Origin of the sequence: Psychrobacter maritimus (assembly GCF_904846345.1) — a bacterium.
Classification (GTDB): Bacteria; Pseudomonadota; Gammaproteobacteria; order Pseudomonadales; family Moraxellaceae; genus Psychrobacter; species Psychrobacter maritimus.
The window spans coordinates 363,631-378,753 of the sequence record NZ_CAJHAJ010000001.1 but is presented as its reverse complement, the minus strand read 5'-3'; the positions used below and the strand labels follow the sequence as shown (position 1 = coordinate 378,753).

Genomic DNA, 15,123 nt, shown 5'->3' with positions numbered 1-15,123 from the left:
AATGAATCTGCTAATCAAGTAAGGTTTGCATCAAATCAATCATAAATTCAGCGTCTTCTTCGTCCATGGCTTCAAAACCTTGCGGCATACCAAGTTCAGCCAACGCTTCTTTACCATCATCATCGTTATGCAGATTAAGAATCGCATTCATCAAGATATCGCTATCTGGGAAGCCGTCTTTAATCAATAAGACATGGCTGATATCTGCCAAATCACTCTCAATTAGCACTGATAGCTGCGCTTTGGTTAGGCGTGAAAAACTATGGAAAATCTCCGCCATAAAGAATGCCACTTGCGCATCACCTTTAATCACTTGGCGCGCTGCCGCTTGATAAGTCTCAGTCACCGTCCAATTAAGGTCAGCTTCTGCTACATCAACTGCTTCAAGCAGACGTAAACCAATGAGCTTGACATCGCGATTATCAGCCATCGCCACGGTAGCGCCAGCTTTGATGTCCTCTAGGCTATTGATATCGCTATTGGCGGCAGCGGCAATGACCATCTCATCAGATTTGCCGATAGGGCGCGCAACTGCACGGTAACCTTGCTCACGGATAAGGGTCGCAGCATCAAAAGGATTAGCATAAATAACCTGAATATCGCCTTGATTGATAATGCCTTGTTGCTCAGCCTGCGAGGCGGGTATGTTTAGGTGCATATTGAGATTGGCACGCTTTTGAATCAAAGTGTTAAACATGTGCCAGCCTGCAAAACGCTCAGGCGAAAAATCAGGGGCGATTAACATATTATGTGTCGTCATGATTTAGCCTTCCTCGTCTTGTTTCATTTGGGCATATTGAGCGATTGCCGCATCAATCTTGCTGCGTGATGGCTTACGGCGCACCGAAGTATAGCCAACGGTTTCACCGCGGCGCACGTTTGGCACCACAGTGGCATACACCCAATAATGGCTGCCATCTTTACATAAGTTTTTCACATAGCCATGCCATTTTTGCCCAGCAGCAGCGGTCGCCCATAAGTCTTTATAGGCCGCTTTTGGCATATCAGGGTGACGTAAAATATAATGCTGCTTGCCGATTAATTCATCGACGTCATAGCCGCTAATCTCAACGAAGGCATCATTAACGTGCGTCAAAACACCGTTTAAATCGGTACGTGACACAATTAGCTTACCATCAGGGTAAGGGCGTTCGATACCGGTATCATAAACAGTGCGCGAAGTGCCATCGTGATAAGTCATGCTGACTTGTTCGGCAGGCATCTCAGGCTTCATGGCGTCGGGGAGTGGAGAACCCATTGTAATCTCCTTTATTTATCATTATTTTGATAATTATTAAAAAGCGGATTTGGTTTCAGTTTATGGTCTTAAACGTATCTTTAAAACGTATCATGTAAGCCGCTGTCTGAAACCAAATGGTTAAACTCAAATAAAACACTTAACTGCTAAAACTGTTAAGTAGGTCTCGATATATGCTTGATACTGGCTTTATAGTGATTACTCTTGCAAAGTCGCCCAGAAACTAAGCAGGTATCAATCTTAATCATCTATATCAACAACTCAACAACCACCTATTCAACAATCGGCTATTCAACAATCAGCTATTCAACAATCGCGCATTCAATATAAACAGTGTGCATTACCTTAAATAATTTTTATAAGACAGAGCGTCAATTTTCATTTAAAGTGTTGTTTATTAAAATATTGTTTCTAAAGCGATTTATCGTATGAATGTGGCATAACACTGTATCGACAAACCTTTAAAATTAGCAATTAAATCAGTTTTGCAAGGGCTTCAGAGGCCCGTTTAATGTCTAAGAAAATCAAGCCCAGTTTGGCATTTGGTTTTGCCATAATGGTTAATACCGCTTCATCGCCTGATGAGGTCATAATCACGTAGCCTTTTTCGCCTTGGATCATAATACGGTCGATGCTACCACGAGCCAATTCACGACCTGCGCGGTCACCCAATGACAATAAAGCGGCAGACATCGCGCCAACACGGTCTTCATCAACGCCTGTCGGCAAGGCTGATGCAATCATAAGACCGTCGTTGGAGATAAGGGCAGATGCTTCCACATCGGCTGATGAGCTGTTTAGGTCTTCTAAGATTTGCTGGAATGAATCTGTACGCATAACAATTTCTCTGTAACGAGTGATTAAATGGAAAAATTGACACAATAAGAAGGAATAAAATCTTCAATAGTCTTTGATGAGCGGGCAATATTATAAACCCTTACTATTAGTATTGATATAGAGAAAGTCTCGTTAAAGGCTGAAAGTTGCTTATTTTTAACCTTTGAGTGCGCTTTTATGACCGTCTATTTTAGACAATCTTTTATTAGTAAATATAAGTTGATTAGTATTGGTGTGTTTTACCAGTTTGAATTTTTTCTTAATAATCTACACCGTTAAATAAAACAGTCAATGCCATGTCATCGCCTTATGTTTTGTCGATGCACTGGCATGAAAAAAGCCAAATAAATGTAAAGGTTTTTTGACCGATGAGTTTTCACGACCACGTCGTCGATAGCCTATAATGAGAAAAATGTCCATTATAACTTTTCATGATGGCGATATTTACTAGACTTATACACCAAAAAAATGATATATAGTTATGAGATAAAACTTGTTTGTGCTTCTGGGTTTATGATTTAGAAACACAATCAGTTGGCTTCTAATCCCACCAGTTCCTATACCTAGCACCCAGCAGCGTATAGGCACGATTTCAATCCCACGCTCGCGTTTTGCATCCCATCGTTTGCGGTTAAGCGATAAAACGCCGGTGTAAATCAGCATGATTACAATTTTTACCCTAAGGAACCTATATGAGTATCAGTCAGGCAATCGAAAAAGTCGAAGCACGTTACGCCCACCAACCTGAGTTTATTCAGGCGGTAAAAGAAGTTGCAATCACCATTGCTCCGCTATACGACGCCCACCCGGAATATGATACTTTTAAAATATTTGAGCGTTTGGTTGAGCCTGACCGTGTTTTCGCTTTTCGTATCAACTGGGAAAACGATAAAGGTGAAGTACAGGTAAACCGCGGCTGGCGTGTGCAGTTCAGTAATGCCTTGGGTCCTTATAAAGGGGGCGTGCGCTTCCATCCTACCGTCAACCAATCGGTACTAAAGTTTTTAGGGTTTGAGCAGATTTTTAAAAATGCATTAACAGGTTTACCAATGGGCGGCGGTAAAGGTGGTGCTGATTTTGATCCTAAGGGTAAGTCTGACAGCGAAATCCGTCGTTTTTGTTACGCTTTTATGCGTGAGCTGCATCCTTACATCAGTAAAGATATTGATGTGCCGGCTGGTGATATCGGTGTCGGTGGGCGCGAAGTCAGCTATATGTTTGCGATGTATAAGAACCTGACGCGTGAGCACGGCGGTGTCTTAACTGGTAAGGGCGTGGGTTTTGGTGGTAGCTTGATGCGTACCGAAGCGACTGGCTATGGCGCGGTCTATTTCTTAGAGAGCATGCTTGCTGCGCAAAACGACAATATCAAAGGTAAAAAGGTACTGATATCAGGTGCTGGTAACGTGTCACTACATGCTGCTGAAAAAGCCCATATGCTGGGTGCAACGGTACTGACCGTATCTGATTCACAAGGGACGCTTTATGATGCAAATGGCATGGATCAAGAAAAAATTGATTGGCTAAAACAGCAAAAAGCCCAAAGCAAGCCATTGTGTGACTATGTCGATGTGTATGGTGGTGAATGGTTGGCCAAGCAAAAGCCATGGCATATCAAAGGTGATATCGCCATTCCATCAGCGACTCAAAACGAAGTCAACGAAGACGATGCCAAGTTAATGGTTGAAAACGGCATCAAATATATTGCCGAAGGCGCTAACATGCCATTGACCGCTGAAGCGATTGATTACGTTCGTCTGCACCGTGTGCACTATGCGCCAGGTAAAGCGGCCAATGCCGGCGGTGTTGCCGTCTCTGGTCTTGAGATGTCGCAAAACTCAGTACGCCAATATAAAACCTTTGAAGAAGTCGATGAGCGCTTAAAGTGTATTATGAAAAACATTCATGACTGCGCCGCTGAAGCGTCAGAAAATTATGGTCAGACTGATAATGGCTATATTGACTATATGACCGGTGCCAATATCGTTGGCTTTAAGCGTGTGGCTGATGCGCTATGTGCTTATGGGATTTTGAACTAAGCATTTCTTAAAAACTAACGCTGTCTCTTAAAAGCCGCGCTTATCTTATATGATAGGCGCGGTTTTTTTATAGCTGGTTTTATTTAAAAGTTGAGACATAAATATTTATCAACCAGTAGATGCTAGCAATCTTACCCATGCTCACTGTTTTTGTACGTTTATTCTTACCCAATTACGTTAGTATAGGAGCAAGTCAGTGTTGCATAATCAGCATGGTCGGTTAAAATTATTATTAATGTTAACCGTCACTTAGCATGACCTATGCAACATAATATAAAAACAGTATTGAAAAATATCTTTAGCATCCTCAAATCGGGAAGCCAAAGCCAAGCATGACAGTCAATAGGCGCGATTTTTAGTCAAAACTGTTTGCTCGTTTTCTCCCTATTTGTTGGTCTGATACTTTTTTGCATTATTCACCTACTTTATAAGGACGTCTTATGAAACGTCGTACTCTTTTAGCCCTTGCCGCCAGCACCGTACTGCTTGCCGCTTGTAATCAGTCACCTACTACTGACGCCGAAACCAATACGGCTGACAGTGCCGCAACAGGTGGTTCTGATTTGTTACAACGTATCAATAATGGCGGCACCATCAACGTCGGTACTGAAGGCACTTATCCGCCGTTCACGTATCATGATGAGAGCGGTAAGCTTACCGGTTATGATGTCGAAGTGACGCGTGCCGTTGCTGACAAACTAGGCGTTGAGGTTGAATTTAAAGAAACCCAGTGGGATGCGATGCTGGCAGGACTTGACTCCAAACGTTTTGATATGGTCGCCAATCAGGTCAGTCTAACCACCCCTGAGCGTTTAGCAAAATATGATAAAGCGACCGCTTATAGCTGGTCAGGTGCGGTGGTTTTAGCACCAACTGATGACAATCGCTATAGTTCGTGGGAAGGCCTAAAAGGTCTACGTTCAGCACAGTCGCTTAGCAGTAACTATGGCGAGCTAGCCGAGCGTTATGGCGCAGAAGTTGTCCCTGTAGACGGTATGGCGCAAGCGATTCAGTTGGTCAAACAAGACCGCGCTGACTTTACCATGAATGACAATCTTGCCGTATTGGATTATTTAAAGAAGTTCCCAGACAGTGCGCTTGAGATTAAACTGACGGCCCCTGTTAGTGAGCAGACCGGTTCGGGATTGGTATTGCTAAAAGGTGATGATGCCGTTGTTGCAAAACTAGACGAAGCCATGGCCGCGCTAATCGCCGATGGGACGCTAACCAAACTTAGCGAAGAATTCTTTGGTGCTGATATAAGTCAACAAAAATAATGCTCGCTTCTATCACGTCTATGTTAGCTGAACTACTGGCACTACTGCCATTTATGGACCCTGCGCGGGCGCAAATCGTTATCAATTCGTTTTGGCCAATGCTCAAAGGCGGTATCTATTATTCGATACCGCTGGCATTGATTTCATTTGCGATTGGGATGGCCATTGCACTAACAGTGGCGCTGATTCGTATTGTGCCGCGTGCTGGTTGGTTCCATGAGATTATCTATAGACTTGCCCGTATTTACGTGTCTGCCATTCGTGGCACGCCGATGCTGGTGCAGCTATTTATTATTTTTTATGGGCTGCCAAGTGTTGGCTTAAAGCTTGATCCCTTTCCATCTGCGATTATAGCTTTCTCGTTAAATATCGGTGCTTATGCGTCGGAGACGGTGCGTGCCTCGATTTTGTCTATTCCAAAAGGGCAATGGGAAGCAGGCTCAACCGTCGGCTTGACGTATCTACAGACTTTTCGCCATGTGATTTTGCCGCAAGCGTTACGCGTTTCAGTGCCACCGTTATCCAATACCTTTATTAGTTTGGTAAAAGATACATCGTTGGCATCATTGGTACTGGTCACTGAGCTGTTTAAGGAAGCGCAGATTATCACCGCGCGTAACTATGAGTTTATGCTGGTTTATACCGAAGCGGCGGTTATTTATTGGGGTATTTGTCTGTTCTTGACCTTTATCCAAGGTAAGCTTGAAACCAGACTCGACCGCTATGTGGCTAAGTAGTTTATCTGCTCATCTACTCATTTTACGACAGTTTTAGCAATATCCGCATGTAGCATTAACCGCGTAACAGGAACTTTTATGATTCAAGTCAGCAATATTCACAAAGCCTTTGGTAGTAATCAAGTGCTCAAAGGCATTGATTTGACCATTCATAAAGGTCAAGTGGTTGTGATATTAGGGCCGTCAGGCTCGGGTAAAACTACCTTTTTGCGCTGCTTAAATGCACTAGAAATCCCTGATCAAGGCGTTATTACTTTTGATGATGGTAGCTTGACGGTCGACTTTGCTACTAAGCCTAAAAAGAAAACCCTGCTGGCATTACAACGTAAAGCTGGGATGGTATTTCAGTCTTATAATTTGTTTCCGCATAAGACCGCGCTTGAAAACTTAATGCTTGGGCCGACGGTGGTACAAGGGCAAAGTAAAGCGCAAGCACGCGCGCAGGCTTTAGCATTACTTGAAAAAGTCGGTCTGTCGGATAAAGCGGATTTGTACCCGTTTCAGCTATCTGGCGGTCAGCAGCAGCGAGTTGGTATTGCGCGTGCGCTCGCTATTGAACCGTCGTTACTGTTGTTCGATGAGCCAACCTCTGCGCTTGATCCAGAGCTGGTACAAGATGTCCTAGGAACGATGAAGCAGCTGGCCTCTGAAGGCTGGACGATGGTTGTGGTGACCCACGAAATTAACTTTGCGCGTGATGTCGCTGATCATGTGGTCTTGATTGAAGACGGTGTGGTGGTCGAAGAGGGCAGCGCGCAGCAGTTGTTTGAGGACTCAAAGCATCCACGTACGCAAGCGTTTTTACAGCGTATTGTGCAATAGTAAGAATGATTTAAGGTGTTAATCAAGTTTTTATAGCGTAAATAAGTTACTATAAAGTAAGGTTTTAGGCTTTTTAAAAGCTGTTAAGTGAAAAGCCCCAACGATATTTTATGGTTGGGGCTTTTTTTGTCTTATAAAAACGAATAGAACGTAAGACTAAACCTTTTGCCGTCTTCTTAACCAACGCGGCACACGAGTGGTCGTACCATTTAATATCGCATTAAATAAAGCCGCTAGTAAAATGAGTACCACGCCTAAATATTGAATCCATGATAATGATTGATGAAGCAGTAGAGTTGCAAGGGCAATCGCGGTTAAAGGCTCAAAGATAGTAAACACCGATGCTCGAGTAGCAGGCAGCTTCTCTAAAGCCTTCATATAGAGGGCAAAGGGCACGACGGTTCCAATCAACGACAGTCCCAAGGCGTAGCCCCACGTATGCAAAGGCAAGGTTAATAATTGCCCATACGTTTTATAGGTCTCGGGTAGTAAAAGCAATACGCCAGCACTGATAATGATAGAAGTAAAAAACACCAAAGGGGCAGGGTGCGCATAGTGCATCGCGCGCTTGCCGAGTACACCATAGAGGGAATAACATACGCCTGATAGCAGCCCAAGCACGATGCCCCAGTTAATTTGTGCCGCATCGCCTAACATGGTTAAACCAACACCGAATACTGCCATGAGCGCCAGTAATGCCGACTGCCGAGTAATGGATTCATCAAGCAAAAATGCCGAAAATAATAAGCTAAAAACGGGTGCGGTATAAAGCAAAGCAACGGCAGGACCTGCACCAACATAGATAACCGCAAAGAAATAGCATACCGACATACCGAGTACGCCAATTAACGATTGTATCGCCAGTCCAAGCCACTGCTTTGGACGCAGCTTAATGAGGTATGGCCATAGCTTTGGTAACATAATGAGAATAAGAAAGGCAGCGGTCACAATACGCAAAATGGTAATTTGCCAGCCACTAAAGCCGATTTGATTGAGGTAGGTCGAAAATATTCCCAAGGTACCCCAGCAGACAGCGGCTGTGATAATTTGAATGGTGCCTATCCATGACTGCCGTGCTGACATTGCGCTACCGGTGTTTGCCATATCGCTCTCTATTTTATTTCCTAGAAAATTTAAACAATAAACTGTGTAAGTTTTTTAGCTAATGGCACTTTTTTGACTTGGTGCTCATTGCCCATTGCTCAATCCTATGCTGAAATAACAAAAGACAACCTTGTTAAAGGCTGCCTTTTATTTATTATTTTCAGTCTAACATTAAAGCGTTAATGAAGGACTAACACAAGTCCATTAAACTTAAAATTCAATTTACTTGGGCTGCATGATTTAAACTTGTAGTAGAAAATTGCTTAGCAAGCGCTTAGCCCCTTCAGTGGCAAAGGACTCTGGGTGGAACTGTACGCCTTGAATCGGATAGTCTTTATGCTGCAATCCCATAATCTCATCACCGGCTAGCGCCGACTCAGCCAAACTTAAATCATGATGTTCGTCATTAGCAACGACAGCGGTGACGGTTAGGCAGTCAGGTAAGGTATCTGCTTGCACCATTAAAGAATGATAGCGCATGATTTCTATCTCTTGTGGCAAGCCTTGATAGACACCTGCATCGTCATGGCGAATGGCTGAGACTTTGCCATGCATCGGTACGCTAGCTCGTACCACATCACCGCCAAATACGTGGGCGATACCCTGCATACCCAAGCAGACGCCAAGAAGCGGCGTTGTTTTGCCCATCACCTCAATCACTTCTGCACAAATGCCAAAATAAGCGGGGTCATCAGGGGCACCAGGACCGGGTGAGATAATGATACGGTCAAGATTCATCGCCTGCACATCGGCCAAGGTAATCTCGTTATTACGTTTGACGATGACGTTGGCTGCTTCTTTAGTACCGTCTTTATCACTGTCCATGGTTTGCAGAATCTCACCGATATATTGATAAAGATTAAAGGTAAAAGAATCGTAGTTATCGATAATTAAAACATTCATAAGTCATAAGCTCTTTGCTGAAATATAGGGAGTTTAGGCTGTCATAAAGCTGTCTAAGACCACTTTCATGGCAGAAAGCTTACGCTGAATTTCTAAGTATTCATCAGCAGGATTGGAGTCGTAGACATTACCGCCGCAGGTTTGCGCATAAGCCGACTCACCGTTGATAAATAGACTGCGAATAGGAATGGCAAAAATACAGTCACCATTAAAGTTAAATGACCCAAGCGCACCGCCATAAGCACCGCGACCATCTGGCTCTAGCTCATTGATGACTTTAATGGCTTCGACTTTTGGCGCACCTGACAATGTCCCAGCGGGGAAGTTGCTGGCAAGCGCGCTAAACATATCTTCATCAGGATGCAAAATCCCAACGATTTCAGAGGAGATATGTTGGACGTGTGAGAAGCGTTTGATATCCATTAAACTACGTACTTTTACCGTACCAAAGCGTGCGACGCGACCGATATCGTTACGATGCAGGTCAACGAGCATATTGTGCTCGGCAATCTCTTTAGCATCGTTTAGCAAAGCGCGAGCAAGCTTACGGTCTTCTGCGATATCGACACCGCGCTTGGCGGTGCCTGCGAGAGGATAGGTTTCCATTTCACCTTGACGTAAGCGAAACAGTAGCTCAGGGGAGGCGCCAATGATGCATTGCTGAGCAAATTTCATAAAGTACATATGCGGTGATGGATTGACCGCGCGCAGCTTTTCATAAATCGGCATCTTGTCGCCTACAATGCGATATTTGGACTTAAAGCCAACCTCACACTGAAAGATCCGCCCAGAGATGATGTCTTCTTTGACTTGCATCACGACTTTGGCATGCTGTTCTTGGCTCATACCATCACCCAAAAACTCAACGGTGGGCGGCTCATAATTTGGAATGGGCGCATCTAGCAAGGCTTTGATTTGCTCGATACGATTGTCTTGCTGCGCGGTCGGATAGTAGAAATAGAAAATCTCACCGGTCATCTTATCAAGCGTCAGACCATCTAAATAGACACCAAATTTAAAGGGTTCAAAGTCGTCACTGGCTTTAGCATTGAGACTTGGCTCAAAGAAATTGACACTGTCATAGCCTAAATAGCCGACCAGTCCACCGCTTTGATCGCGAGCAATAACGTGCTGTGGGGTAATTTTACGCAATAGCTCGTAAGGGTTGTCGGTTTGATAATGACTGGTTTCAGCGGTTTTATTATCAGTAATCGCTAAAGTTGTACGGTCGATAGCGGCAATGGTCATAACGGGGTCAAAGCCAATGGCATGATGGCGCGCCATATGACCGTCTTCACCCAATGATTCGAGTAAATAACAGGTCTCAAAAGCGCGCTCAATACGTTTAAATAATGCGAAAAAATCGATATCCTGCGTGAGTTTAATGCGCTGTGGCTTACTAGGAATTTCAATGGCAGCAGGTTGGTTAGGCTTGGAGGTAGCAGAGGTCATAACAATGTCCAAAATAGTTCAATGATTTATCAAATAAAAATAAGGCGGATTAACATCATAATTTTTAACGAGTTAAGCGTCTTTAGTAGGTGTGCTATTTATAGATGTACTTTCTCTATGAGTCTTTAATAAAGCGCTCACATCATGTGCTTGCATTGCTTTAGCACCGCGCGAGACAGTGGCGATACCAACACCCAGTTGCTCAGATATCTCACGCTGGGTCACACCGCGTTCAAGCAAATCAAAAATACGGATACGATTGGCGATTTCTTGCTGCTCTTTATCGGTCAATAACGCACTGAATAGCCGCTCAATAGCGGCACTGTCATTACAATTTGCGAGATGAGTTAATAAACTGTGATAGGGATTAGTGCTCATAGTATGTAATCTTTATAATAGTCAGGTAAGCAGTATGTTGTTTCAGTATTCTAGTACAGTAGTACATAAAAAACAAGTAATCTGACTTAATGTGTTAAGTTTGAGCTATTCAGCATAACAAGCCAGCTAATCGCCATTAGCTGGCTTGTCTATTTTTTTTGATAAAGTCATTGAATGGCAGTGTCGATTAGAGCGTTATTAAATATGACGTTAGCGTTAATATCTTATTAATATAAATTGCTGAGACATGAGCTGCTAATACTTAAGCTTACTATTCTGCAAGCTCAATTTGTACCCGCCAATCATTGATATCGAGCTCATAACAGTTTTTGCCTTCACCGTTGATACGGTCAATCACTAAAAAGTCAGAATCACGACCAAGTGCGAGCAGGGGATGATGCCAAACATTGGCGTCATATTGCACACCTTGATGCGATTTGGCATAAAATACAGTCAAATCATCAGCAGACTGTGGCGGCTCGCCTTTAGGCGCAACCACGACAATGTAATCCTGACCATTCATCGAAAAGAAAGCCTGTGTACCAAACGGGTGATATTCCATTACTGATAAGGCAATAGGAGACTCGCGCTTTTTGGCACAGAAAATACTCATGCCGACATTGCCACCATCGAGCTTAGACTCGGCGATAGCATGATGGCGCTTGGCGTAGCCATTGTTAATCTCATAACAATTTTCAGGCGTTTCTTCGTCTTTATCATACGGCTCAATAACCTTACCATAGGGCGCAAACTCAGCTTTAGTCAAAGGTTTGGCTATGATTGTAGTACTCATGAATTCACCTTAATAAGGGTTAGTAACGTTAGTTGAATTAGTAACGTGAGTTAATTGATAGGGTCGTTTAATTGGCAGTAGCAGTAAATTTACCCTAGACCCGTATTCGCATTAACGATTATGCTTTTATACTATTTATTATTCCGGATTGCTTATCGTTCTGGGCGAATAAATGGCATATGTCTATTCACGTCTTTATATAGTAAGTATCTAAATGGACCGGGTCCGCCGGCGTAACAAGATTGTGGGCAAAACGCGCGCAGCCACATAAAATCACCCGCCTCAACTTCTACCCATTCACCGTTTAAGTGATATACCGCTTTACCTTCTAGCACATACAAACCATGTTCCATAACATGCGTTTCATCAAATGGAATCACGCCACCGGGTTGAAAAGTGACTATGTTCACATGCATATCGTGACGCATATCTGATTGCTCGGTGAATCTGGTGGTTGCCCATACACCATTAGTACCGGGCATCTCAATCGCTGCAACATCGTGATCGCTGGTGACAAAAGGTTCAGGCGCATCAATACCGTCTACAAACTGATAAGCTTTACGAATCCAATGGAATTTAACGTGCTTGTCGCTATTGTTTTTCAGCGTCCACTTACATGCCGGTGGTAAAAATACATAGCCACCCGCTTCAAGATGATGCGCTTCGCCTTCAATAGTAATATCCATTGCACCTTCAACAACAAATAATACGGCTTCTGCTGTGGTATCCAGCTCAGGCTTTTGAGAGCCGCCATTTGGTGCGACTTCAACGATATATTGTGAGAAAGTTTCTGCAAAACCGCTTAAAGGGCGGGCAATCACCCACATGCGCATGCCTTCCCAAAACGGCAGGTAGCTAATAACAATGTCGGTTAGTACACGTTTGGGGATAATCGCATACGCTTCGGTGAAGATAGCGCGATCGGATAGTAGCTGTGTTTGCGGAGGCAAGCCGCCAGTTGGTGCATAATAAGTGCTTTTTGTTGACATGGTTAATAATCCTTAATGGTTTTGTGCCGCGATAAACTGGTGTCTAAAATTGGTGTCTGAACTTATTATCTGAACTTAGCATCTGAATTTAAGATTACATCCAGTCAGCGGTATTATCAGCCGTGGCGGGATGGTTTTCATACCAGTGCTTGGCAATCTCATCGCGGCGACATATCCAAACATCAGGTTTGTCCGTAATATATTTTAAAAACTTTTTAAGCGCGGTGATGCGACCAGCGCGGCCAATGATACGGCAATGCAAACCGATGGTCAGCATTTTTGGCGTGTGCTGACCTTCTTCATAAAGCGTGTCAAAGCTGTCTTTTAGATACTGATAAAAGGGTTCGGCATGAGTAAATCCCGGGCTTGATGAAAAGCGCATGTCATTGGTTTCAAGGCTATAGGGAATAACCAGATGCGGCTTACGAGCGATTTTATTACCGTTTTCTACCTTAACATTAAGCCAGTAAGGCAGCTCATCAGCGTAAGAGTCGGAGTCATAAATATAGCCACCTTGCTCGGCGACCAGCTCACGGGTGTTGGGACTATCACGACCTGTGTACCAACCTAGCGGCTGCCCACCAAGCATCCGCTCAAAGATTTCAGTAGCACGGCGCACATGCTCGCGCTCGGTCTCACGATACATATATTGATAGGTAATCCAGCGCAGTCCGTGACTGGCGACTTCGTGACCGTCCTCTAAGACGCGCTCAATAATATGCGGTGTCTTTTCAGCCGCTGCAGCACAAGTAAAGGTAGTAATAGGCAGGCCATAGTCTTTAAACACATCAAGCACCCGCCACACACCGACACGGCTGCCGTACTCAAAAGCCGATTCGATAGACTGATGACGGTTATTAAATGAGGGTGTGCCTAAGATATCGGACAAAAAACGCTCTGATTCTGCATCTCCATGAATAACGCTGTTCTCAGCACCTTCTTCGATATTGAGAACGAACTGCACAGCAATTTTTGCACCGCCCGGCCAGTTGGCTTGCGGTGGATTGCCTGCATAGCCTTTTAGGTCGCGTGCATAGGTATCGTGATTAAAATCGCTGGTTATTTTTTTATTCATTGTAAATATATCCTAAATATCTTAAAGCAACATAAGAGTGAGTATCGCTAATTAGCTACTAACATTTAAAGCTACAAACCTGAGGTATAAGCAACGATTTGTTGGCGTTCTGCATCAGTCAATTGAGTCAGATTACCCAGTGGCATATAGCCTGTTTGCACCGCCGTAATGATTTTATCTTTATGGATTTTCATATCTGACGGTGTTTGGATGATAATACCTGCTGGCGGCGCTGCAAATCCTTGCTGAGTTGGCTGCGCGGCATGACAAGTACTACAGCGCGTATGCACAACATTCATGATGGCATCGTCAGCTGAGGCCGTCACTGGAACGGCTGCTGCGGTAACGTTTTCATTAGACTTAACATCAGAGCTGGCATTAGAGCTGGCATTAGAGCTGGCATTAGAATTAACCGCGTTACTTGCTAGGTCATTGCCAGCCGTTGGTGGCGTGCTGTCATTTACTGCAGGCGCGGCAGCGACTGGAGCGCTAGTAGCAGGTAACGGCTCGATTGGCGCTGGGCGCATCCAAATAATCAATAAAACGGTTAAAACAGCAGGGATAACCAAATAGCGCGGCTTATGATTGTCTAAATGCTTTTGGTTAAAGTAATGGCGAACAATCGCCGTGATGATGCCGACGTAGACCAATACCAACCAGCCGTGTGCATGAGAATACATCATCGGATAGTGGTTACTAATCATGGTAAAGATAAGCGGTAAGGTAAAGTAGTTGTTCATCAATGAGCGGTTTTTTGCTTGTAATGCTAAGTCGGCGACTTCTTTACCCGGCTTTTCGCCGCGCCGAACACAGTCTACAAGCGCACGCTGAGCGGGCATGATACCGAAGAAGACGTTACCGGCCATGACTGTACCCAATATGGCACCAATATGGATAAATGAGGCTCGGTCACTAAACAACTGATAAGAACCCCAACAAGCAATGACTAATAAGATAAAAATAATGGTGCTAAAAATAAACGAGTTTTTACCTAAATGGCTACGGACAATCACCTCATAAATAAAGTAGCTACCGAATAAGAATAATAAGCTGGTTGATATGGCACCGATACTGCTACCAAAAGCGACTTTACTGGGATCAATCAAGTAAGCTGTTGCATTGGCATAATAGACGATAGCAAGCATCGCCATACCAGTCAGCCACGTGGTATAAGCCTCCCATTTAAACCAATGCAGGGTCTTTGGCATCTCTTCAGGTTCAAGCTTGTATTTGGCAATCTCATAAAAGCCGCCGCCGTGTACTGCCCATAAGTCGCCCGAGATACCTTTATCGGCTTTCCACTGTGGCGGTTTTCGCAAGCTTAAATCCAACCAAACAAAATAGAAAGACGCGCCAATCCATGCAATCCCAGCGATAACGTGAAACCAGCGAAAAAATAAAGCTACCCAATCGAGAAGATATGCGCCCATGTGGCAAGTGTCCTTTTGTCCAATGTTCT

At 44.1% G+C, this 15,123-nt stretch carries 15 protein-coding genes; 4 read left to right on the top strand and 11 right to left on the bottom strand.

Annotation, left to right across the window (positions count from 1 at the left end; translation table 11 throughout):
* Positions 1-10: 10 nt before the first annotated feature.
* From JMX50_RS01490 to JMX50_RS01480, 3 genes are all read right to left on the bottom strand, one after another.
* Positions 11-760, bottom strand: coding sequence for a PhnD/SsuA/transferrin family substrate-binding protein (locus tag JMX50_RS01490; RefSeq protein ID WP_201628168.1), 750 nt, complete (start codon positions 758-760; stop codon positions 11-13).
* 3 nt (positions 761-763) lie between these two features.
* Positions 764-1,258, bottom strand: a complete 495-nt coding sequence (locus tag JMX50_RS01485; RefSeq protein ID WP_201619697.1) for a PAS domain-containing protein — start codon at positions 1,256-1,258, stop codon at positions 764-766.
* 474 nt (positions 1,259-1,732) lie between these two features.
* Entirely contained in the window at positions 1,733-2,095 is a 363-nt protein-coding gene (locus JMX50_RS01480; RefSeq protein ID WP_010201036.1) for a roadblock/LC7 domain-containing protein, read from the bottom strand.
* 692 nt (positions 2,096-2,787) lie between these two features.
* Here JMX50_RS01480 and gdhA point away from each other — a divergent pair.
* From gdhA to JMX50_RS01460, 4 genes are all read left to right on the top strand, one after another.
* Complete coding sequence (gdhA, locus tag JMX50_RS01475) at positions 2,788-4,134, top strand: NADP-specific glutamate dehydrogenase (RefSeq protein ID WP_201628167.1); 1,347 nt, start codon at positions 2,788-2,790, stop codon at positions 4,132-4,134.
* Between the two features lie 440 nt (positions 4,135-4,574).
* On the top strand, positions 4,575-5,411 hold the full coding sequence (locus JMX50_RS01470; RefSeq protein ID WP_201628166.1) for an amino acid ABC transporter substrate-binding protein: 837 nt from the start codon (positions 4,575-4,577) through the stop codon (positions 5,409-5,411).
* A 53-nt stretch (positions 5,412-5,464) separates the two neighbouring features.
* Entirely contained in the window at positions 5,465-6,148 is a 684-nt protein-coding gene (locus JMX50_RS01465; protein WP_201563345.1) for an amino acid ABC transporter permease, read from the top strand.
* A 78-nt stretch (positions 6,149-6,226) separates the two neighbouring features.
* Positions 6,227-6,970 carry an amino acid ABC transporter ATP-binding protein gene (locus JMX50_RS01460; RefSeq protein WP_201628165.1) on the top strand — a complete coding sequence of 248 codons (744 nt, stop codon included), beginning with the start codon at positions 6,227-6,229 and terminating at the stop codon, positions 6,968-6,970.
* A 156-nt stretch (positions 6,971-7,126) separates the two neighbouring features.
* Here the strand turns inward: JMX50_RS01460 and JMX50_RS01455 are convergent, their stop codons facing one another.
* The 8 genes from JMX50_RS01455 to JMX50_RS01420 all read right to left on the bottom strand — a co-directional run bounded on the left by JMX50_RS01455 (position 7,127) and on the right by JMX50_RS01420 (position 15,094).
* On the bottom strand, positions 7,127-8,074 hold the full coding sequence (locus JMX50_RS01455) for a DMT family transporter (RefSeq protein ID WP_201628164.1): 948 nt from the start codon (positions 8,072-8,074) through the stop codon (positions 7,127-7,129).
* A 240-nt stretch (positions 8,075-8,314) separates the two neighbouring features.
* Positions 8,315-8,977: an anthranilate synthase component II gene (locus tag JMX50_RS01450; protein ID WP_201628163.1), complete on the bottom strand. Its 663-nt coding sequence runs from the start codon at positions 8,975-8,977 to the stop codon at positions 8,315-8,317.
* A gap of 33 nt (positions 8,978-9,010) precedes the next feature.
* Positions 9,011-10,429, bottom strand: coding sequence for an anthranilate synthase component I family protein (locus JMX50_RS01445; RefSeq protein WP_201628162.1), 1,419 nt, complete (start codon positions 10,427-10,429; stop codon positions 9,011-9,013).
* Positions 10,430-10,501: 72 nt separating this feature from the next.
* Positions 10,502-10,807: a Trp family transcriptional regulator gene (locus tag JMX50_RS01440; RefSeq protein WP_201628161.1), complete on the bottom strand. Its 306-nt coding sequence runs from the start codon at positions 10,805-10,807 to the stop codon at positions 10,502-10,504.
* A gap of 271 nt (positions 10,808-11,078) precedes the next feature.
* The gene (locus tag JMX50_RS01435; protein ID WP_201628160.1) at positions 11,079-11,600 is read right to left on the bottom strand and encodes an ureidoglycolate lyase; all 522 of its coding nucleotides are present in this window, start codon (positions 11,598-11,600) and stop codon (positions 11,079-11,081) included.
* Positions 11,601-11,752: 152 nt separating this feature from the next.
* On the bottom strand, positions 11,753-12,589 hold the full coding sequence (locus tag JMX50_RS01430; RefSeq protein WP_201628159.1) for a bifunctional allantoicase/(S)-ureidoglycine aminohydrolase: 837 nt from the start codon (positions 12,587-12,589) through the stop codon (positions 11,753-11,755).
* Between the two features lie 94 nt (positions 12,590-12,683).
* The gene (puuE, locus tag JMX50_RS01425; protein ID WP_201628158.1) at positions 12,684-13,664 is read right to left on the bottom strand and encodes an allantoinase PuuE; all 981 of its coding nucleotides are present in this window, start codon (positions 13,662-13,664) and stop codon (positions 12,684-12,686) included.
* Positions 13,665-13,735: 71 nt separating this feature from the next.
* On the bottom strand, positions 13,736-15,094 hold the full coding sequence (locus JMX50_RS01420; RefSeq protein WP_201628157.1) for a urate hydroxylase PuuD: 1,359 nt from the start codon (positions 15,092-15,094) through the stop codon (positions 13,736-13,738).
* Positions 15,095-15,123 lie beyond the last annotated feature (29 nt).